Genomic DNA, 19,312 nt, shown 5'->3' on the forward strand with positions numbered 1-19,312 from the left:
GCGGAATGTCAGCCCCGACCGATCAGCAACTGATCGATTTCGTCGTCCGCGAGGCGCGTCTCATCGACCAGCACCGGTTCGAGGAGTGGCTCGATCTGTTCACCGAGGACGCCTATTACTGGATGCCGCTGGAGTGGGGGCAGACCGACCCGAAGCTGGTGGCGTCGCTGATGTACGAGGACAAGCTGCTCCTGAAAATCCGCGTCGAGCGGCTCAAAGGCAACCGCACCTTCTCGCAGAAGCCGAAAAGCCGCTGCCACCATGTGCTGCAGACGCCGCAGGTCGACCGCCGCGACGAGGCAGCGAATGAATATGTCACCTGGACGCCGATGCATTATGTCGAAACGCGCTACGACGACCAGCAGCTTTACGCGGCCTGGGCGACGCATACGCTGGTGATGCAGGATGGCGCTCTGAAAATTAAGCTGAAGCGTGTCGACCTCGTGAACAGCGAGGCGGCGTTCGGTAACATCCAGTTGTTCATGTGACGATGCGCGGTCCGGCACGTCCCAGTATCACGGTGCGCGCATGACCGGCGCACCCGTTCGCGCGGCTTATGACGGCGTCGTGGCCTGTGTGCCGACCACGGTTCCGTATCGCCGTTTTTCGATCAATACCGCGCATTGGTGGATCGGCCGGGCACTGCATGACCTGACGCGCGCCGCCGGCCTCAAGCCGGCCGAGATCGATGGGCTGATCTTGTCGAGCTTCACGCTCGGTGCCGACAGCGCCGTCGGCGTCACCCAGCATCTCGGATTGTCGCCGCGCTGGCTCGATCATGTGCCGCTCGGCGGCGCGAGCGGGGTGGTGGGGCTGCGCCGCGCCGCGCGCGCCGTGCAGGCGGGCGACGCGCGCTTCGTCGCCTGCGTTGCCGCCGACACCAACCATGTCGACTCGTTCCGCAGAACACTGTCGACTTTCTCGCGGTTTGCGCAGGACGCCGTCTATCCCTACGGCTCCGGCGGCGCCAACGGCTCGTTCGCGCTGATCACCAAGAACTACATGAACAAGTACGGCGCGACGCGCGAGGATTTCGGCAAGATCTGTGTCGCACAGCGTCACAATGCGCTCGCCATTCCCTTCGCGATGATGAAGAAGCCGCTGACGCTCGATGAATACATGTCGGCGCGGCCGATCGCCGACCCGCTGCATCTGTTCGACTGCGTGATGCCCTGCGCCGGTGCGGAAGCGTTTCTCGTCTGCCGGGAAAGCGACGCCAAGGCGCTCGGCCTCAGGCCGGTGCGGCTGCTCGCGACCATCGAGCGTCACAACGCCTTTGCCGAGGATACCGTGCAGGAGCGCGGCGGCTGGGCGATGGATATCGATGAACTATGGCAGATGGCCGGCGTCACGCCGGACAAAATCGACCTCGTGCAGACCTATGACGACTATCCGGTCATCGTCATGATGCAGTTCGAGGACTTGGGCTTCTGCAAGAAGGGCGAGGGGCCGGATTTCGTGCGCAGCCACACGTTCACGGCGGACGGCAGCTTCCCGCACAACACCTCCGGCGGGCAGCTTTCGACCGGGCAGGCGGGCGCGGCCGGCGGCCATCTCGGCATTACCGAGGCGATGCGACAGCTGACCGATACGCCGATCGGCCACCGCGTGCAGGATGCCGACCTCGCCATCGTATCCGGCTTCGGTATGATCAACTACGACCGCGGCCTGTCGTCCGGCGCCGCCGTGCTCGCGAGGGCCTCGTGACTGAACCGCTTGCCCGCCCGAAACGCAAAAACCCGCTGAAGCGGACGCGCCAGCCGCTTTACCCGCAGGCGATCCGCAGCCGCACTGCACAGGGGCTGACCGCCGCCGCCGCGCAAGGGCGTTTCGAACTGCAAAAATGCGCCGAATGCGAGACGATCTTCTACCCGCCGCGCGACGCCTGCCCGACATGCCTGTCGGCGCGGGTGCCCTTCGTGCCGGTCGACAATCGCGGCGTGCTCACCGTTGAGACCACGATCCGCACCTCGACCGATCCTTATTTCCGCGAACGCACGCCGTGGCGCGCCGGGCTGACCAAGCTCGACTGCGGGCCGGTGGTGCTGACGCATCTGCACGGCGACGTGAAGGAGGGCGACCGCGTCCGCCTCGACCTCAAGCTCGACAAGGGCGGCGCGCCGGTGTTCATCGCGCTGCCCGGGAAGGATACGCCGCACATGGCCGACGATCCGCAACTGCGAGAGATGACCTGCGACCCGAAATTCCGCCGCGTGCTGATCACCGACGGGCGCACCGCGGTCGGGCAGGCGATGGCGAAAGCCTTTTCGGACGCCGGCTGCAACATCGTGTTCGTCGGCATCGCCGATCCGTGGAAGCCGTTTCCGGGCGAGGCCGCGCTGCGCAAAATCGACAAGGTCGAGATCGTGCCGCTCGACGTGACCGACACCGAGTCCGTCACCGAGCTTGCCGAGCAGAACGGCGGCCGCATCGATATCGTCGTCAACACCGCCGAGCATGTGCGGCCGGGTGGCATTCTCGGGCGTCATGGCCTCACCATTGCGCGCGAGGAAATGGACATCCGATATTTCGCGCTGATGCGGCTCGCGCAGGCCTTCGGCCCGGCAATGCGCTCGCGCGGCACCGACGGCGTCAATTCCGCCGCCGCCTTCGTCAACCTGCTGTCGGTTCACGCGCTGATGAACTGGCCGCAGTTCGGCGCTTACTCCGCCGCCGAAGCCGCGTGCCTGTCCGCCGCGCAATGCCTGCGCGCCGAGTTGCGGCCCGGCGGCGTCAAGGTGCTCAACGCCTTCTTCGGCCCGCTGGAGACAGAGTGGTTCCAGACCGTGCCGCCACCCAAGGTCGCGCCGTCGGCGCTTGCGAAAGCGGTGGTGCAGGCATTGCAGCGGGGCCTCGAGGATATTTTCGTCGGCGACATCGCCGAGGACGTGCGGGCGCGGCTTGCGGTCAATCCCAAAGCGCTCGAGCGCGAAATGTCGAGCTAAGGAGAGAAGACGAATGGCCGACGATCTTCTCAAGCTTGCCCAGCGCGTTGCCACGGGTGCGATCAAGGTGGTCGACCTGACGCAGACGCTGACGCAGGAATTCCCGATCATCACGCTGCCGCCGGAGTTCGGCCAGTGCGCGCCGTTCCGTATCGAGGAGGTGTCGCGCTACGACGAGCGCGGGCCGGCCTGGTACTGGAACAACATCACGGTTGGCGAGCACTGCGGCACGCATTTCGACGCGCCGATCCACTGGATCTCCGGCAAGGATCTGCCGAACAACGCGGTCGACACCATCGACCCGGCGAAGTTCATCGCGCCGGCCTCGGTGATCGACTGTTCGCAGGAATGCGCCAGCGATCCCGATTTCGCGCTGACGGTGCCGTTTGTCGAGGCATGGGAGAAGAAGCACGGCCGCATCGCGCCGGGCGACTGGGTGCTGCTGCGCACCGACTGGGCAAAGAAGCCTTACGTCGAATATGCTGGTCTCGGCGACGACGGCGCCCATACGCCTGGCCCGGAGCCGGCAGTGGTCAAATGGCTGGTCGAGGAGCGCGACGTCCACGGCTTCGGCACCGAGACGATCGGCACCGATTACGGCCAGGCGCAGCACTTCAATCCGCCTTATCCGGCGCACTTCTACATGCACGGCAAGGGGCGCTACGGCCTGCAATGCCTGACCAATCTCGACCAGCTGCCGGCCAAGGGCGCGGTGGTGTTCGCGGCGCCCCTGAAGATCAAGAACGGCTCCGGCAGCCCGCTGCGGGTGCTGGCGCTGGTCGAGGGCGCGGCATGAGCGGCGACGCCAACATCGCGGTCGTCACCGGCGGCGCGGGCGGCATCGGCGCGGAGATCGCGCGGCAGATGCTCGAAGCCGGCTACGAAGTTGTCGTGCTCGACCGCGACAAGCCGAAGCAGTCGCACGCGAAGCTCCACGCCGTGACCGTCGATCTGCTCGATCAGGCGGCGGTGAAGCGGGCGGCCGCCGAGGTCGCGGGCAAGTTCGCGATCACCCATGTCGTCCACAATGCCGGCATCATCCGCCCGGCGACGATTGAAGATACCAGGCTCGATGACCTCGACGCGCTGACACAGCTTCATGTCGGCGCAGCCCTGCAGGTCGTGCAAGCCGTGCTGCCGGGCATGAAGCAGCGCGGCTTCGGCCGGATCGTCTTGATGTCGACGCGCGGCGCGCTGGGTCTTGCCTCGCGCACCGCCTATGGCGCGACCAAGGCGGGCGTGATCGGCATGGCGCGAAGCTGGGCGCTCGAACTCGCGCCAACCGGCATCACGGTGAATGTCGTCGCGCCGGGTCCGATCGGTGACACCGACATGTTCCGCAGCGTGGTCCCCGAAGGCGATCCCCGCGAGAAAAACCTCGCGCAATCGATCCCCGTCAAGCGGCTCGGCCGCAGCGACGATGTCGCCCGCGCGGTGCTGTTTTTCGCGAATCGCCGCAACAGCTTCATCACCGGGCAGACGCTGTTTGTCTGCGGCGGCGCGAGCGTCGGCACGCTGGTGATTTGAGCCAGACCGGTTCGGTTCGAACTAAACTCCGCTCATTCCCGCGAAAGCGGGAATCCAAGATTACATAAAACGCTGACAGCTTGGCTCCTGGACCCCCGCTTTCGCGGGGGTGAGTGGAATAAAGGCGGCGCTCTACAAAAAACTCTCGACCGTCTTCAGCGCGCCGTCGAGCGCCGCGCCTTCCTCGTCCTTGAGCGCTGCTTCGCGCAGCCGGCGCACCCAGAGCGCGGCGTCGTCGCGGCCCTCGAGGCGCTTCGCCGCCGTCATGACGCGGTCGAACTTCGACAGGCCTCGGCTGTGGGTGTCGGAATAGCCTTTTACCAGACGGCGGTTGGTCAGCAGTTCGATGGCGAGATCGTAGTTTTTCGGCGGGGCCTCGCGCACGCGTGCGAGCCAGGCATCGCGATGCGCGACTTCGGTCTTGTGACGGAGCGTCCCGCGACGGAATCGCCGGCCGGCCGACAGAATATAGAGCATCAGGAAGCCGCCCAGCCGCGTGGTGCGCACGCGGCGGCCGCGATTGACGATGCGGTCGAGCGCGCGGAACAGCGCAGGGCGGCTCTCGATGAAGCGGCCGAGCGGGGCGGGCATCGAGCCGGCCACTTCCTCTATGCGCGGGTGCATGTATTCAGTGGTGTCGACGAGCTGGTCCGGCGCGGCGGCGACCTCGCGGCGCACGCGGTCGAACCGAGTGCCGCGCGTCTTGAGGTCGGCGATGCGGTAGACGTCGTCATAGGCCATGGCGACCGCGAGATATTTCGCCGCGGTGCGCGTCAGCGCAAAGCCGCGCGCCTCGCCGCCGCAGGAGCGGTCGAGGGCCAGCAAGCTGCCGAGCACGTCGAGATATTCGCGGCCATAGGCGATGTCCTGGAAGTCGACGGTGCGGGCAAGGCCCGCCGCGATCATGTCGTGGCAGGGCGCGGGGAATTCGGTGCTGGCGCGCGCCACCAGCGCATCGAACGCAGCGTTGCCCACGGGCGTCAGGCCGGGCTGTTGTTTCGGTTTGCCGGCCTGCCAGCTTTCAGGCTGTTCCGCGCCGGCGAGATCGTAACCGCGCGCGAAGCCGCGCAGGCTCGCCTCGACGCCGATGCCGGCATGGCGGATCGTCGCCTCATAGGCCTCACGCGGGAAGGGCAGCACTTTCGCGCCCGCCAGCGCGCCGAACAGCACCGCCGAAATCGCGCTGCCGGTCTGCTCGCCGACCGCGGCCATGTCGAAGGCGATCAGCCGCTTGGCGTTCGTCTTGGCGGAGTAGAACACTACGGCGGGATCGGCGATGCCGTCGCCGGGCGTCTGCTTTTCGACCACGGCGTAGGCCCGGTGGGTCGAGGCGATTAGCGTGGTGCGGTCCGCTGTGACGAGGCCGCGCAGGATGGCGCGGCCAGCCTCCATCCATTCGGCGCCGATCACGATGTCGATCTCGCCGGAGGCAGCCATCAGGCCGAGGACCGGCTGCACCTTGCCCTTGGCGGACGGTGGAATGGCGAGCGCTTCGATGTAGTAGACGGTCGCGCCGGTGCGCTGCGCGACGCCGGGCACCGAGCTTGCCTGCGCCACCCAGCCATTGCCCTCGCAGAGTTCGACGATCCAGTCGACCAGCACGCCGCCGCCCTGGCCGCCCATCGCCATCACGGCGATGGTGAGCGGCCGCGTGGAGTCGAGCGGGGTTCGGCCGGTAGGGGTGTTCATGCCGTGGCCGGACGCATCGGATGCCGGCGCGCGCGCCGGCGTTGCAGGAAGCCGATGACGGCGTTGCGCAGCCGTGCGCGCAGCCGCTCGAAGCCGGTCGGGTTGTAGACGATGTCGGCTTGATAGAACGATGGACACAGCACGGCGGCTTCCGCGACCTCGCCGCAATTGCCGCAGCCGACGCAGCTGTTGTCGATCGCCGCGACCGGATCGTCCTTCAGCGGGTCATCGGTTTTCTTGACCGAGAGCGACGGGCAGCCCGACAGGCGAATGCACGCATGGTCGCCAGTGCAGACATCCTCGTCGACGCCGAAGCGCGGCCGCACCATGCGTTCGCCGCCCTTTACCGCCTTGTTGAAGATCGGCTTCTCGCGGCGCTGCCGGTTCAGCATGCATTCGGAGGAGGCGACGATGACCTTGGGTCCCGGCTCGTCGCTCGACAACGCTTCTTTCAGCGTGTCGCGCATTTTGGCGACGTCATAGGTGCGGTCGACCTGACGCACCCATTGCGCGCCGACACCCTCGACCGCCTTGGTGATCGGATGCTTGGTCGAGCGCGTCGCGTTGTCGGCGCGGGACGACAGCACGTCCTGACCGCCGGTCGCGGAGGCGTAATAGTTGTCGACCACGACGATAACGCCGTCATGCTTGTTGTAGACGGCATTGCCGATGCTGGTGGTGAGGCCGTTGTGCCAGAAGCCGCCGTCCCCGATGATCGAGATCGATTTCTTGTCGGCCTGCACGTTGAAGGCGGCGGCCGAGGCGGGGCCGAGCCCGTAGCCCATCGTCGTCGCGCCGATGTTGAACGGCGGCAAGATCGAGAACAGATGACAGCCGATGTCGGCGGCGACATGGTGCTGGCCGAGTTCCTTTTCGACCAGCTTCATCGCCGCGAAAATCGGACGCTCCGGGCAGCCGGTGCAGAAGCCGGGGCCGCGCGGCGGTACGGTTTCCGCCAGCACTTTCACCTTCGGGTCATCGGCGGCGACGGGCAGGTTCGGCGCGCGCGCCTGATCGGCCAGCAGGTCCGGCGCCGCGCTTTGCAGGAAGCCGCGCACGCCGGCGAGCATCACCTCGGCGGTATATTCGCCCGCCATCGGCAGCACGTCCTTGCCGGACAGCTTGGCGTTGACGTCGCGCTTGCGCAGGATGCTGCCGATCGCCTGTTCGATGTAATCCGGCTGGCCTTCCTCGACGACCAGCACGGCTTTCTTGCCGGCGCTGAACTCCACGATCTCGTCGTCGATCAGCGGGTAGGTGACGTTCATGACATAGAGCGGCACCCGCGACGTGCCCCAGAGATCGGCGAGGCCGAGCCGCTGCAGCGCCCGCATCACGCCGTTGTACATGCCGCCCTGGACGATAATGCCGACCTCGCTGGCGTCGCCGTCGAACACTTCGTTGAGCTTGCGCGACTTGATGAAGTCGATTGCCGCCGGCAGCCGCCGCGCGATCTTCTCGCGTTCCTGCTGGTAGGAGGCGGGCGGCAGCACGATGCGGCTGACGTCGCGCACCGGATTTTCCAGCGCTTGCCTCAGCGTGAAGGCCGGAGGCTTGTTGTCCTTGGCGGTGAAGGCGCCGGTCAGGTGGCAAGCGCGGATGCGCACCTCGAGCATCACCGGCGTGTTGGAGGCTTCCGACAATTCAAAACCGTCTTCCACCGCCTTGACGATCGAGGGCAGGTTCGGCCGCGGGTCCAGCAGCCAGATCTGCGATTTCATCGCGAAGGCGTGCGACCGCTCCTGCATGATCGAGGAGCCTTCGCCGTAATCCTCGCCGACGATGATGAGCGCGCCGCCGGTCACGCCGCTGGAAGCGAGATTGGCCAGCGCATCGGAGGCGACATTGGTGCCCACCGTCGCCTTGAAGGTGACCGCGCCGCGGATCGGATACATCATCGAGGCGGCGAGCGAGGCGGCGGCGGCGGCCTCGGAGGCGGAGGCGGAAAACTGCACGCCGAGCTTGGCCAGAAGCTCCTGGGCGTCCGCGAGCACGTCCATCAGGTGCGAGATCGGGGCACCCTGGTACCCGCCGACATAGCCGACGCCGGATTGCAGCAGCGCCTTGGTAATGGCCAGGATTCCTTCGCCCCGAAATTCCTGACCTTCACCGAGTGTCAGCTTGTGCACTTCGCTGGCGAACGACCTTTCGGCCATCGAAAAAGTCCACGTCGTTGTGCGCCCGAACGGGCTCTGGCTTCCATTCAGCGCGGGGCTACGGTATCAATATTTCAAACATAAAATGATTGGGCTGTCGATACGAAGGGGTAAGGGGGAAATATGGGGCTGGTGGCCGCGCTTCGCCACTCTGGCCGGGTTGCCGCGGCCCCGAGGGCCGCAGGAAAGGCCCAGCGTCGTCCCTCCCGCACGCTCCGTTTTGCCGGCATGCTCATCGCAACTGAGCCAAACAAAGGGACAAAAAGAGGAGAGGAACCATGCGTAGGATTTTCGTGGCAGCGGCCATGCTGACGCTCGGGGTGTCGGCGCAGGCGGCGGCGCAAGAGGTCACGCTTCGGGCCGTTTCGTCCTTCGCCGAGAAGACGACCTATTCGCGCGGGTTCGAACACTTCGTCGAGCGCGTCAACACGGACGGCAAGGGCGTCATCCGGATCAATTATATCGGCGGGCCGAAGGCGATGCCGCCATTCGAGGTCGGTAACGCTCTCAAGAACGGCGTGGTCGACATCGCCAACGTCACCGGCGCCTTCTACACCAACCTGATGCCGGAAGCCGACGCCTGGAAGCTGACACAGCGGCCGATGGCGGAACTGCGCAAGAACGGCGGCTTCGACTATATGCAGAAGCTCTATGCGCAGAAGCTCAACGCAGTCTTTCTCGCACGGCTGGTCGATAACAACCCGTTCCATCTCTACCTCAACAAGAAGATCGACAAGCCGGACCTGACCGGCCTCAAGCTGCGCATCACGCCGGTCTATCGCGACTTCTTCCAGAAGCTCGGCGCGACGGTGGTGCAGACCGCTCCGGGCGAGGTCTATACGGCGCTCGAGCGCAGCGTGGTCGATGGCTATGGCTGGCCGATCACCGGCATCTTCGATCTCGGTTGGCACGAGCGCACCAAGTATCGTGTCGATCCCGGGTTCTACTCGGCCGAGGTGTCGGTGCTGATCAACAAGACGACCTGGGACAAGCTCAACGACAAGCAGAAGGCCGTTATCACCAAGGCGGCGCAGGACGCCGAGGCGGCGGCGGTGGCGGACTTCACCAAGCTCAACGCCACCGACACCGAGCGTCAGGCCAAGGCGGGCATCCAGGTCATCAAGTTCGACGCCGCTGGATCCAAGAAGTTCTACGACGAGGCTTATGCCGCGGGCTGGGAAGGCGTGATCCGCCAGAGCCCCGAGCACGGGCCGAAGCTGAAAGGCTTCTTCTCGAAGTAACGGCAACGCGCATCCGGGAGCCAAATCCGCGATGGAGCGGTTGTCGCAGCTTTATGGACGTGTCCTCGACGGGATGATCGTGCTGGCCGCGATCATCCTGCTCGTGATCACGTTCATGATCGGCTTCGATGTTGTGCTGCGCAATATCGGAGCCGGCGGCATTCCGCCGAGCAACGAGCTTTCGGAGTACGGGCTTTATCTGACGACCATTCTGGCCGCGCCGGGCTTGCTCCGGCGCGGTCAGCATATCCGCGTCGACATCATCCTGCGCGCCATTCCGCCGCGCATCGCCTGGGCAATCGAGTGGATCGGTGACGTCACCGGCATCATCTGCTGCCTTTTCTTCATCTGGTACGGCGTTCGCGTCACTATGATGAGTTATGCGGCGGGCTCCTATTCGATCAAGACCATCGTCTTTCCGGAGTGGTGGATCTTTGCGCCGCTGCCGGTCTGTTTTCTGATGGTGGCGGTAGAGTTCATCTTCCGGATGCGGCAACTCGCCTTGTCGGAACGCGTGCCGCGTTCCGATGCGGTTTCGGCATCCTGAGCGGCAGGCATCGCAGCCACCCGATGACAACACGATGACCTGGCAACTCTCCGCTCTCCTGCTGCTCGGCGGTTCGACCGTTCTCCTGTTCCTCGGCATTCCGGTCGCCTTCACCTTCATTGCCGTCAATATCGTCGGCGCGATCCTTTATCTCGGCGGTTCGGTCGGGTTGGAGCAGATCGTGCGCAACAGCGTCATCGCCGTTTCGAACTTCGCGCTGACGCCGATCCCGCTGTTCGTGCTGATGGGCGAGGTACTCTTTCACACCGGCCTTGCGTTGAAGGTGATCGAGGGCATCGAGCGCCTGATCAAGCAGGTACCGGGCCGCCTCGCGGTGGTTGCGGTGGTTGCCGGCACGGTGTTTTCTGCGATCTCGGGCTCGACCATCGCCACCACCGCGATGCTCGGTTCGCTGATGCTGCCGGTCATGCTGTCGCGGGGTTACAACCCGGTGATGGCGACGGGGCCGATCATGGCGATCGGCGCGGTCGATATGCTGATCCCGCCGTCGGCGCTGACCGTTCTGCTCGGCAGCCTGTCGGGAATTTCGATCTCAAAGCTGCTGATCGGCGGCGTGGTGCCCGGCTTCATCCTGAGCGCGGCCTTCGTCGGCTATATTGTGACTCGGGTGCTGTTGAACCCGCAACTCGCGCCGGCAACCGAGCTTGAACCGCGTACCGGCTGGCAGAAATACCGGCTGCTGGTGCTTTACGTCATCCCGCTGATCTCGATCTTTGTCGTCGTCGTCGGCGCGATGTCGGGAGGATTCGCGACACCAACCGAATCCGCCGCGCTCGGCGCCATCGCCACGATCGGCCTCGCGGTGCTGTACCGCTCGCTGTCGTTCAATGCACTGATGCAATCGCTGAAGGGCACTGTCGGTATTTCGGCGATGATCCTCTTTATCATCCTCGGGGCGACGACGTTCTCGCAAATCCTGAGCTTTTCCGGCGCGACCTCCGGCATCGTCTCGACGATTTTCAGCCACGACTTGTCGCCTGCGGCGATCATCGCCGGCATGCTGCTGTTGCTGATTTTCCTCGGCGTCTTCGTCGATCAGGTCAGCATGATGCTGATCACGCTGCCGGTCTTCATGCCGATCGTGGAGCGGCTCAATGTCGACCTGATCTGGTTCGGCGTTCTCTACCTCATCTGCATGCAGCTCGGGCTGCTGCTGCCGCCGCACGGCCTGCTGCTGATGACCATGAAGGGCGTCGCCCCGCCGGAAGTGACGATGATGCACATCTTCAAGGCGGTGACGCCGTACATCATCATGAGCCTGCTGTTGCTCGGCGCGATCCTGCTATTCCCGGCCATCGCAACGTGGCTTCCCGCGGCGGTGATGTAGAACGCGGGCGTCAGTAAGCCGTCGCCGGAACGAACAGCGACAGCGAGGGAAAGAGCAGGATCAGCAGCAGCACGACGATGTCGAGCAGCAGGAACCAGCTCACGCCCTTGAAGATCGCCTCGAGTGTTACGCCGGGCGGCGATACCGATTTGATGACGAAGACGTTGAGGCCGATCGGCGGCGTCATCAGCCCGATCTCCAGAAGCTTGACGACCACGACGCCGAACCAGACCAGATCGAGGTGATAGCCCTCGATCAGCGGCACGGTGAATGGCAACGTCAGCACCAGGATCCCGATGGAGTCGAGAAACATCCCGAGCACGAGATAGAGCAGCACGATCGCCGCGACGATGAGAATGAGCGGCGCATGCGTGCCTTGCAGCCAGTCGAGGAAAGTCGGTGAGACTCGCGTCAGCGAGACGAACGACACGAACAGCTTTGCGCCGATCGCAATCAGGAAGATCATCGAGGTCTGCAGCAGCGTTTCGCGCAGCGCCTCGATCAGGCTCGCCACCGTCAAGTGACGGCGAAGAAAGCCGATGACGACGGCGAGTGAAAGGCTGACCGCTGCGGCCTCAGTCGGGGTGAAGAAGCCGCCATAGATGCCGACGATGATGACCGCGAGCAGCACGATGACCGGCCAGGTGTTGACAAGCGCCCGCCGCCGCACGTCAGGTGCGAAGGTCAGCTCTTCGGGCGCCGGCGCGTGCGATGGCCGCAGCTTGCTCCACACCCAGATTGTGATCATGTACCCGGCGAGCGACAGAATGCCAGGCACGATGCCGGCCAGAAACAGGTTCTTGACCGACTGCTCGGTGAAGATCGCATAGATGACAAACAACAGACTCGGCGGGATGAGGGAGCCGAGCGTCCCGCCGGCCGCGACCGCGCCGGTCGCGAGCCTGGCGTCGTAGCGGTATTTCAGCATCTCCGGCACCGCGATTTTTCCCATCGCGGAGGCGCAGGCGACGCTCGATCCGGTGATCGCCGAAAAGCCCGCGCAGCCGACCACCGAAGCGAGCGCGAGCCCGCCGGGGATGCGCGCGAGCCAGATCCGCAGCGCGCTGTAGAGGTCGGTGGTGATACCCGCGGCATAGGCGACGTGACCGAGCGCGATGAACAGCGGGATCATGCTGAGTTCGTAATTGCTGATGAACTCGAACGGCGTGCTGGTCAGGATCGACAGCGTCGGGCGCAGCCCGCGCGCAAGATCGAAGGCAGAACCGGGCCGCCATGAAAAGAACAGCAAAAGTCCGATCGAGGCGGCGACGCCAAGCGCGAAGCCGACCGGCACGCGCAAGACGATCAGCGCGAGGACGAGTCCCAGGATCAAGCAGGCGAGGGCGACCGGATCCATGACAGCGGCTATCTGACAGGCATCGTGCGCAGGACTGCGACATCGGCCCAAGTCATCGCAGCCGTCCGCAGCCATAAGACCGCGATGGCGACCATGTAGGCGCCGTGCACCATCCAGTAGGGGATATCGATGTCGCCGTCGAAATACTCGCCGGACGAGAACGAGGCGGTAAACAGTTCCACCGCGCCGGCCAGCAGCACCGTGAACAGTGCAAGGCCGAGCAGGTCGCCAAATACGACGAGCCGACCCTTTGCGCCGCGCTTGAGTTTTTCGGTGAAGATCGTCACCGCGATATGCATGCGCAGCGCAGTGACCGCAGCCATCGGGAAAATGATGACCACGACGAGAAGCTGCCGAACGATCTGAACGTCGTCAGGGATCAGCGGCGCATGAATCACCCGCGCAATGACGGTGTAGGTGACGACGAGGCAGATCAGCGCAAGCGCGGCCAGAGCGACAGCAAGCAGCGCCCGTTCCGCCGCGCTGATCGGGCGCGGCGGAGCTTCGTCGTCGCTGTCGGCGCCGGCGTGGAGGCTCATGCGTCCCTGCTACTTGCCCCAGGGATAGCCTTTGGAGGCCTTGATCTTCGCGAATTCCGCGATATTCGCCTCGTAGGCGGCAAGAATACCTTTTCCGTCAAGGCCTTCCTTGCTTGCGGATGCCGCCCATTCGTTGACGTATTTCTTGCCGGCGTCGAGGATCTTGGTGCGGTCGGCGGCCGGGAAATCGACGAGCTTGATCGATTTGCCGCCGATCCCGGCGATCATTGCCGCCTTGTCCTTCTCCTTGCCTTCGATCATCACCTTGGCGAAGTGGTCGATGAAGGCGGAGCCGGCCTCGGTGATCGCCTTCTGCTCGGCCGGGGTCAGGCTCGCAAACGTCGCCTTGTTCATCACGATGCCGAACGACATGTTGGCGCCCCAGTTCAACTCGGTGACGTAGGGCGCGACCTCGTACTGCTTGTAGGCCTTGATGGCGTAATAGTAGTTCTGGTTGCACTCGATCAACCCGGAGTCGAGCGCTTCGAATACTTTGGGCTGGCCCATGCCCTGCACGGCGGCGCCGAGGTCGCTCATCGCCTTGCCGTAGGGACCGGAGCCGCGGACCTTGAGACCTTTCAGGTCGGCGAGCGATTTGATCTCTTTCTTGCAGATCAGCTGGATCGGCCCGGTGGTGAAGTTCGTCACATAGACGACGCCGGCCTTGTCGAACTCCTTTTTGAAAGCGGCGTTCTCGGTCGAAAGCTTGTACATCGCGCGCAGGCCGACCCACTCGTCCGAATTATCGACCGGCAGGTCTCCCAGATTGTAGACGCGCAATTCCTTCGGCGTCAGGAAGCCGACGATCGATCCCATGTCGGCGACGCCATCCGAAACGCCTTTCAGGATGGCCTTGGTGCTCAAGAGCGCGCCACCCCAGTGAAATTCGATCTCGAGCGAGCCGCCGGAGCGCTTCTTGATCTCGTCGGCGAGCCATTGGACGGCAGCGGCGCGGTCGCCGCGATTGGGACCGAACTCGGCAAACCGCAATGTCTTGGCGCAGGCGCTGCCGGCAACAGCCGACGACATCGCTATGGCCGCTGCGCAGGCGGCGACACGGACAAATTTCATTGATCCTCCTCCCGTTTTATCGCGGCCGCCCGTTGTTCTGTTGTGTGGACGGCCGTGTTTCGCTCGTTCAATTACATCAGTGATCGTGTCCGCAGCAGTTGCCGGGCAGCGCGGAGGCCGAGTGACCGCTGTGCGAGCAGCAGCCGCCCTTCCACCATTCGGCGCCGGCACCGTGGCAGTATTTTCCGTCGGCGCCGACCATCTTCATGAACATCGGATGGTAGTTGCGGCAGACTTCGAGTTCCGTCTTCACCCAGTGCAACGGGTTCCTGGCGTAATGATCCCAGTAGTCGCCGGGCATGTTGATGCCGGGCACTGCCGGGTTCCACGACTCGTCGAGCCAGAGATCGACGTCGCCGTATTTCGCGCAGAGCTGGCGGATTTTCGGATCGTCGAGCGCCTTGAGGCGGCCGTTCTCAATCAGCGTCTCGTTGTCACCCTCGCGCTCCAGCGTGTAGGTCGGGAAGTAGAGATGGACGTGCCAGTGGCCGACGAGGTGGCCCATGCGCGCGGCCTTCCGTTCGGCCATCGAGGAAATGATGGTGCCGAAGCCCATGTGGATGACGCCCGAGCGGACGCGCTCGTAGAGGCAGTTGACGAAGCCCGACGGGAAATCCTTGCGCGGGCGGTGGATGTGCGGGTTGGTGCCGATCGAGGCTTCCCACCAGTACATGATGCCTTTGCCGGGGAAGCCCGGGTATTGCAGGTCCTTGGTCTGCTCCATCACGTCGCGCAGCTTGCGGCCGAACTCGCCGCCCTCGTTGATCTGCACGATCTTGGAGTTCTCGACGACGAGCTGCGTCCAGTCGACCGGCGCGATGTGGTTGGTCGTGCCGGCGATCACGCCGTTGCCGTCTTCCTTGGTCGGATGGAACATCCACGGCCGGCCGGTGACGTGACCGGGCAGGTACTGCTTGCCGAAGTGCTCGTTGCCGGTCCAGGTCGCGCTGGTGAGGCCCGCATCATAGAACTCGCGCTTGCTGTCCCAATATTCCGGGTGGTTGGTGAACTCGATGTCGGTGCCTTCGGGATCGACGATGCGGGCGCGCTTGGCCGTGCGCACGCGATCCCAGGTCCAGCGGTCGATGGCGTTGAGCACCTCGATCGGCATCGCATGCGCCGGCGAGGCGAGAATTTCCGGCGTGATGAAGGGCATGCGCTGGATCTTGATGTAGCGCTCGGCGAGCACCGGCCCGCCGTATCCCATCAGAATCTTGTCGTATTGCTGCTTCTTCTCTTCCTCTTCCCACCAGTCCATCCACTCGGCGAGTTCCTTGGTGCGGAACAGGTAGTAATCGACTTCGTCGGAGCCGACCCATTGCGGCACCGGACCGCGGTCGATCTTCTTGATCTCGTATTTGACCTTGTACTTCTCGAGGATCTTCTTGCAGGCCTCGATGGTGAGATCGCTGTGCCAGTTGTCGACGCGCAGGAGGACGCGCTCGCCTTCCTTCAGATCCCAGCAGGCATTGAGGCCGTGGTTGTAAGGCCGCTTCGCGACATGCTCGAGATAGGGGAGCAACTGGTCGGAGTTCGTTACCTCGACGAAAGGCGGGCAGCGTGGCGGCCGGCTCGCCGCCAGCGGCGGCGTCGCGAAACGCGGGTGGCCGGGAATGATCCGGGGTTTGCCGGTACGGTCGAGCATGGTGCGTCTCCCTTTCGTCCGGCCGCCTTCATGGCGGTCTTGAACTTCGATCCCTTGATTGCATGCAAGTTTGTGGTTATCAACCCCGAAGTAGCAGTAAATGAGGGATATAAGTGGCCTATTGCATGCAATATACTGCGATAGGTGGACAATTCCGATGACGACGCAACTCGACCAGATCACCCACGCACTGCGCGAGCGCATCCTGTCCGGCGCTTTCGCCTTCAACGAGCGGCTGCCCGAGGTGTCGCTCGCCGAGCAGTTCGGCGGCTCGCGCACGCTGATCCGCCTCGCGCTCGGCGTGCTGGAGCAGGAAAGCCTTGTGCGGCGCGAACCCAATCGCGGCTTTCGGGTGCGTGGTATCTCGCTCGACGAAGTGACGGACGCGATCGCGGTGCGCGGCGAGGTGGAGGCGATGGCGGTACGGCTTGCCGCCGAACGCGGGCTCGATGGCACCGCCGCCGCGGTGCTTCACGAGGCCGTCGCGGAAATGGACGGCATCCTGACGCGCGGCTTCGAGGCGCTGGAGGCGCGCGTCCGCTGGATCGAATTGAACGGCATGTTCCATCGCGAGCTGATCGAGGCGTCCGGCAATGCGACCATCGCCGAAACGGTGGCGCAGCTGTCTCGCCGGCCGCTGGTGTCGTCGGTCGCCATCGTGTTCGACCAGACCGATCCCGACCGCAGCAAGGGCCAGATCAAGCTCTCGCACGACGACCACCACGCCATTCTCGACGCGATCCTGAATCGGCAGGGCGAGCGGGCGGCGGCGCGGATGCGCGAGCACGCGCTGGCGAGCGGGCGCAACAAGCGCGCCAATATCGACGCGATGAAACGGGGCACCATCATGCCGCGTATTCCGGGCGTCGAACTGGTGATGTCGCTCTGACCGCCACCTAATCAAGCCTCTGGCAAAAAAGGGATTTTCAGCCCGGTTGACAGTCCGGCAGGGGTCTGGAATCGATAAGAACAAAACATGAACATAAAACTGGAAGGATCGAGCGGTGGCTGCGAACGCAACTGCCACGCTTCACCGTCTCCGGCGCGACGTCGCCGCGATCGAAGCAAACCATGTCTGTCCACTGGGCGGCGGGGCGAAGCCGCTCATCTTGTCCTGCCACGGCATCGACGCCGTGTTGGACGGCGGACTGAACGCCGGTGCGCTGCATGAGATTGCGCCGGCTGCGCCGCTGCATGTGGGCGCGGCGGCCGGCTTTGTGCTCGCGCTCGCGGCAAAGATGAACGCAAACAAGCGGACGCTCTGGATCGGGTCCGGCTATGTCGATGGCGAGGCCGGTGGCCTTTACGGCCACGGGCTGACCGCGTTCGGCCTGCCACTCGATCGGGTGCTGATGCTGCGGGTCGCGCAGGCGCGCGATGCGTTCTGGGCGATGGAGGAGGCGCTGCGCTGCCCAGCGCTTGGCTGTGTCATCGCCGAACTGCCGAATGACGGACCGGCCGCCGATCTCACCGCGACGCGGCGGCTGATGCTCGCTGCGCGCGAGGGTGGCGGTTTCGGATTCCTGCTGCGTTACCGCGCATCGGCGCTCACCAGCGCGGCGGAAACACGCTGGGAGGTCGCGGGCGCGGCAAGCCGGCCCGATCGTTTCGGCGGGCTCGGACAATCCGCTTTCTCGCTCTCGCTCACCAAGAACCGCCGCGGCCCGCTCGGCCGCTGGATTGTCGCGTGGAATCACCATGATCGTTCCTTCTCGGCGCTATCTGGCGCTCTGGCTGCCCCGGCTGCCGACCGACCGGCTCGCGCGCCGCTCGCCCGCGCTGGATGACGCGCCGCGCGTCGTCGTCACGCTGGTGAAGTCCGCCTTGCGTCTCTGCGCGATGAACGACGCTGCCTCGGCGCTCGGCCTGAAAGCAGGCCAGTCGCTTGCGGATGCGCGCGCGATGCATCCGGCGATCGAGGTTGAGCAGGACGATCCGCAAGCCGACCTTGCCTTCCTCGAAGCGGTTGCCGACTGGTGCGACCGCTATACGCCGCTGGTCGGTCTCGACGCGCCGGACGGCCTGTTGCTCGACATCACCGGTTGCGCGCATCTGTTCGGCGGCGAGAAGGAGATGATGCGCGATATCGTCGTGCGGCTCGCGCGTCAGGGTTTTAAGACTCGCACCGGTGTCGCCAGCACCGTCGGCTGTGCCTGGGCGGTGGCGCGCTGTGGCGAAAGGCGGCTGGTTGGAGGGCAGGATACGCGCGATGCGCTGCTGCCGTTGCCGCTTTCCGCCTTGCGCATCGACAGCGATACGGTCGATGCGCTGGCGCAAGTCGGCCTCAAGCGCATCGCCGATGTGGCGGCCCGTCCGCGGGCCTCGCTGGCGGCGCGGTTCGGCCAGCACTTCCTGCGCCGGCTCGACCAGGCGTTCGGCCATGAAGAAGAGCCGATCAGGCCACGGTTGCCGCTGCCGTCCTGTGTCGTAGAGCGGCGGTTTCCCGATCCGATCGCGCTGCAATCCGATGTGCTTGCGACCATCGCGCAACTCGCCCATGAGCTTGGCTTTGTGCTTGAGCGTCACGGTGAGGGCGCGCGGCGGCTGCTCGTGACGCTGTTCCGCGCCGACGGCAAGGTTCACCGGATCGCGGCGGGCACCAGCGAGCCGTTGCGCGATCCGGAGCGTATCCGTCGCCTGTTCGTCGAACGGCTCAATGCGATCGGCGACGAATGCGATCCGGGATTCGGATATGACGTCATCCGCCTGTCGGCGCTCGCGTCCGAGCGGCTCGATCCGACGCAAAGTGGATTCGGCGGGGCCGATCACGAGACCGAGTTCGCGCATCTTGTCGATCGTCTCAGCGCGCGGTTCGGCGCGGAGCGGCTGACGCGGCCGGTGCCGCGCGACACCCATATTCCGGAACTCGCCACCGCCGCCGTGCCGGCACAGCGCCTGCGCGGTGCTTATGCTGCCGCGTCGGTGCGTCAGGACAGCCTCGCGCCAGTGCGGCCGTTGCGGCTGTTCGAGCGGCCGGAGCCGGTTGAAGCGGTGGCTGAAGTGCCGGACGGACCGCCAGTGCGCTTCCGTTGGCGCCGCGTGCTGCATGAAGTTGCCGTCTCTGAAGGGCCGGAACGCATTGCGATGGAATGGTGGCGCGACGGGGAGGGACGTGCGCTCACGCGCGATTACTTCCGCATCGAAAGCCGCGACGGATTGCGCGTATGGCTCTACCGCGAAGGGCTATACGGCCGCGAGACGCCGCAGCCGCGCTGGTTCCTACACGGCCTGTTTGCGTGAGGTTTGC

General features: G+C 64.9%; 17 protein-coding genes. 11 read left to right on the plus strand and 6 right to left on the minus strand.

Going from position 1 to position 19,312, the window contains the following annotated elements; genetic code table 11:
- The first annotated feature begins 5 nt into the window (after positions 1-5).
- Genes AB7F10_RS07120 through AB7F10_RS07140 form a run of 5 tightly spaced genes read left to right on the plus strand, consistent with a single transcriptional unit; the run spans position 6 to position 4,472 of the window.
- Positions 6-488, plus strand: coding sequence for an aromatic-ring-hydroxylating dioxygenase subunit beta (locus AB7F10_RS07120; RefSeq protein WP_428559201.1), 483 nt, complete (start codon positions 6-8; stop codon positions 486-488).
- A gap of 40 nt (positions 489-528) precedes the next feature.
- On the plus strand, positions 529-1,707 hold the full coding sequence (locus tag AB7F10_RS07125; RefSeq protein ID WP_428559199.1) for a thiolase family protein: 1,179 nt from the start codon (positions 529-531) through the stop codon (positions 1,705-1,707).
- Positions 1,704-2,945 (plus strand): SDR family oxidoreductase, encoded by a 1,242-nt coding sequence (locus AB7F10_RS07130; protein WP_428559197.1) that lies wholly within the window; start codon positions 1,704-1,706, stop codon positions 2,943-2,945. The genes AB7F10_RS07125 and AB7F10_RS07130 overlap by 4 nt, the downstream gene beginning before the upstream one ends.
- A 13-nt stretch (positions 2,946-2,958) precedes the next feature.
- A complete protein-coding gene (locus AB7F10_RS07135) occupies positions 2,959-3,741 on the plus strand; it encodes a cyclase family protein (protein WP_428559195.1) in 783 nt (260 codons plus the stop codon).
- Entirely contained in the window at positions 3,738-4,472 is a 735-nt protein-coding gene (locus tag AB7F10_RS07140) for an SDR family NAD(P)-dependent oxidoreductase (RefSeq protein ID WP_428559193.1), read from the plus strand. Before AB7F10_RS07135 ends, AB7F10_RS07140 begins: the two co-directional genes overlap by 4 nt.
- A 132-nt stretch (positions 4,473-4,604) precedes the next feature.
- Here the strand turns inward: AB7F10_RS07140 and AB7F10_RS07145 are convergent, their stop codons facing one another.
- The gene (locus AB7F10_RS07145) at positions 4,605-6,161 is read right to left on the minus strand and encodes an indolepyruvate oxidoreductase subunit beta family protein (RefSeq protein WP_428559191.1); all 1,557 of its coding nucleotides are present in this window, start codon (positions 6,159-6,161) and stop codon (positions 4,605-4,607) included.
- Positions 6,158-8,317: a thiamine pyrophosphate-dependent enzyme gene (locus AB7F10_RS07150; RefSeq protein ID WP_428559189.1), complete on the minus strand. Its 2,160-nt coding sequence runs from the start codon at positions 8,315-8,317 to the stop codon at positions 6,158-6,160. Before AB7F10_RS07150 ends, AB7F10_RS07145 begins: the two co-directional genes overlap by 4 nt.
- A 278-nt stretch (positions 8,318-8,595) precedes the next feature.
- Between AB7F10_RS07150 and dctP the strand changes: the two genes are divergently transcribed.
- Genes dctP through AB7F10_RS07165 form a run of 3 tightly spaced genes read left to right on the plus strand, consistent with a single transcriptional unit; the run spans position 8,596 to position 11,453 of the window.
- Positions 8,596-9,558: a TRAP transporter substrate-binding protein DctP gene (gene dctP / locus AB7F10_RS07155; protein ID WP_428559187.1), complete on the plus strand. Its 963-nt coding sequence runs from the start codon at positions 8,596-8,598 to the stop codon at positions 9,556-9,558.
- A gap of 31 nt (positions 9,559-9,589) precedes the next feature.
- Positions 9,590-10,105, plus strand: coding sequence for a TRAP transporter small permease (locus tag AB7F10_RS07160; RefSeq protein ID WP_428559185.1), 516 nt, complete (start codon positions 9,590-9,592; stop codon positions 10,103-10,105).
- A gap of 34 nt (positions 10,106-10,139) precedes the next feature.
- Positions 10,140-11,453 carry a TRAP transporter large permease gene (locus tag AB7F10_RS07165; protein WP_428559182.1) on the plus strand — a complete coding sequence of 438 codons (1,314 nt, stop codon included), beginning with the start codon at positions 10,140-10,142 and terminating at the stop codon, positions 11,451-11,453.
- Positions 11,454-11,463: 10 nt separating this feature from the next.
- On the opposite strand, the gene AB7F10_RS07170 is transcribed toward AB7F10_RS07165, so the two are convergent.
- The 4 genes from AB7F10_RS07170 to AB7F10_RS07185 form a co-directional block, all read right to left on the minus strand.
- Positions 11,464-12,810, minus strand: coding sequence for a TRAP transporter large permease (locus tag AB7F10_RS07170; protein WP_428559180.1), 1,347 nt, complete (start codon positions 12,808-12,810; stop codon positions 11,464-11,466).
- Between the two features lie 8 nt (positions 12,811-12,818).
- The gene (locus AB7F10_RS07175; protein ID WP_428559178.1) at positions 12,819-13,349 is read right to left on the minus strand and encodes a TRAP transporter small permease; all 531 of its coding nucleotides are present in this window, start codon (positions 13,347-13,349) and stop codon (positions 12,819-12,821) included.
- A 9-nt stretch (positions 13,350-13,358) separates the two neighbouring features.
- Positions 13,359-14,420: a C4-dicarboxylate TRAP transporter substrate-binding protein gene (locus AB7F10_RS07180; RefSeq protein WP_428559176.1), complete on the minus strand. Its 1,062-nt coding sequence runs from the start codon at positions 14,418-14,420 to the stop codon at positions 13,359-13,361.
- A gap of 76 nt (positions 14,421-14,496) precedes the next feature.
- A complete protein-coding gene (locus AB7F10_RS07185) occupies positions 14,497-16,065 on the minus strand; it encodes a hypothetical protein (protein ID WP_428559174.1) in 1,569 nt (522 codons plus the stop codon).
- Positions 16,066-16,222: 157 nt separating this feature from the next.
- Here AB7F10_RS07185 and AB7F10_RS07190 point away from each other — a divergent pair, with 157 nt between their 5' ends.
- From AB7F10_RS07190 to AB7F10_RS07200, 3 genes are all read left to right on the plus strand, one after another.
- Positions 16,223-16,954, plus strand: a complete 732-nt coding sequence (locus AB7F10_RS07190; protein ID WP_428559172.1) for a GntR family transcriptional regulator — start codon at positions 16,223-16,225, stop codon at positions 16,952-16,954.
- A 115-nt stretch (positions 16,955-17,069) separates the two neighbouring features.
- Entirely contained in the window at positions 17,070-17,852 is a 783-nt protein-coding gene (locus AB7F10_RS07195) for an ImuA family protein (RefSeq protein WP_428559170.1), read from the plus strand.
- Entirely contained in the window at positions 17,764-19,305 is a 1,542-nt protein-coding gene (locus tag AB7F10_RS07200) for a DNA polymerase Y family protein (protein WP_428559168.1), read from the plus strand. Before AB7F10_RS07195 ends, AB7F10_RS07200 begins: the two co-directional genes overlap by 89 nt.
- The last annotated feature ends 7 nt before the right edge of the window (positions 19,306-19,312 follow it).

The organism is Pseudolabrys sp., assembly GCF_050250095.1.
Lineage (GTDB): Bacteria > Pseudomonadota > Alphaproteobacteria > Rhizobiales > Xanthobacteraceae > Pseudolabrys.

Excerpts from the sequence above, each read along its gene's own strand:
- AB7F10_RS07120 (WP_428559201.1), top strand. The coding sequence starts at position 6 with ATGTCAGCCCCGACCGATCAGCAACTGATCGATTTCGTCGTCCGCGAG.
- AB7F10_RS07125 (WP_428559199.1), top strand. The coding sequence starts at position 529 with ATGACCGGCGCACCCGTTCGCGCGGCTTATGACGGCGTCGTGGCCTGT.
- AB7F10_RS07135 (WP_428559195.1), top strand. The coding sequence starts at position 2,959 with ATGGCCGACGATCTTCTCAAGCTTGCCCAGCGCGTTGCCACGGGTGCG.
- AB7F10_RS07140 (WP_428559193.1), top strand. The coding sequence starts at position 3,738 with ATGAGCGGCGACGCCAACATCGCGGTCGTCACCGGCGGCGCGGGCGGC.
- AB7F10_RS07145 (WP_428559191.1), bottom strand. The coding sequence starts at position 6,161 with ATGAACACCCCTACCGGCCGAACCCCGCTCGACTCCACGCGGCCGCTC.
- AB7F10_RS07150 (WP_428559189.1), bottom strand. The coding sequence starts at position 8,317 with ATGGCCGAAAGGTCGTTCGCCAGCGAAGTGCACAAGCTGACACTCGGT.
- dctP (WP_428559187.1), top strand. The coding sequence starts at position 8,596 with ATGCGTAGGATTTTCGTGGCAGCGGCCATGCTGACGCTCGGGGTGTCG.
- AB7F10_RS07160 (WP_428559185.1), top strand. The coding sequence starts at position 9,590 with ATGGAGCGGTTGTCGCAGCTTTATGGACGTGTCCTCGACGGGATGATC.
- AB7F10_RS07165 (WP_428559182.1), top strand. The coding sequence starts at position 10,140 with ATGACCTGGCAACTCTCCGCTCTCCTGCTGCTCGGCGGTTCGACCGTT.
- AB7F10_RS07170 (WP_428559180.1), bottom strand. The coding sequence starts at position 12,810 with ATGGATCCGGTCGCCCTCGCCTGCTTGATCCTGGGACTCGTCCTCGCG.
- AB7F10_RS07175 (WP_428559178.1), bottom strand. The coding sequence starts at position 13,349 with ATGAGCCTCCACGCCGGCGCCGACAGCGACGACGAAGCTCCGCCGCGC.
- AB7F10_RS07180 (WP_428559176.1), bottom strand. The coding sequence starts at position 14,420 with ATGAAATTTGTCCGTGTCGCCGCCTGCGCAGCGGCCATAGCGATGTCG.
- AB7F10_RS07185 (WP_428559174.1), bottom strand. The coding sequence starts at position 16,065 with ATGCTCGACCGTACCGGCAAACCCCGGATCATTCCCGGCCACCCGCGT.
- AB7F10_RS07190 (WP_428559172.1), top strand. The coding sequence starts at position 16,223 with ATGACGACGCAACTCGACCAGATCACCCACGCACTGCGCGAGCGCATC.
- AB7F10_RS07200 (WP_428559168.1), top strand. The coding sequence starts at position 17,764 with ATGATCGTTCCTTCTCGGCGCTATCTGGCGCTCTGGCTGCCCCGGCTG.